Genomic DNA, 201 nt, shown 5'->3' on the forward strand with positions numbered 1-201 from the left:
TGGAAAGTTATTTATGTTGAATTTTTCCCTTCCAAAGCCGAAGCAATGAAAAGAGAAAAGTATTTAAAAACTGGAATTGGAAGAGAATTTATTAAAAATTTAATCCACAACTAATAACCTAATTAACTCCCATTATTGAGATTGAGCAAAGATTTTAATAAACTTTATTCCTCAAAGCTAATTATATCAAGCTACTACAAG

General features: G+C 27.4%; 1 protein-coding gene. It reads left to right on the top strand.

Annotated elements, in window-relative coordinates:
* Positions 1-9: 9 nt before the first annotated feature.
* On the top strand, positions 10-114 hold the full coding sequence (locus H2650_RS16025; protein ID WP_370566890.1) for a hypothetical protein: 105 nt from the start codon (positions 10-12) through the stop codon (positions 112-114).
* The last annotated feature ends 87 nt before the right edge of the window (positions 115-201 follow it).

The organism is Flavobacterium sp. GP15, from assembly GCF_014281985.1.
Classification (GTDB): Bacteria; Bacteroidota; Bacteroidia; order Flavobacteriales; family Flavobacteriaceae; genus Flavobacterium; species Flavobacterium pygoscelis.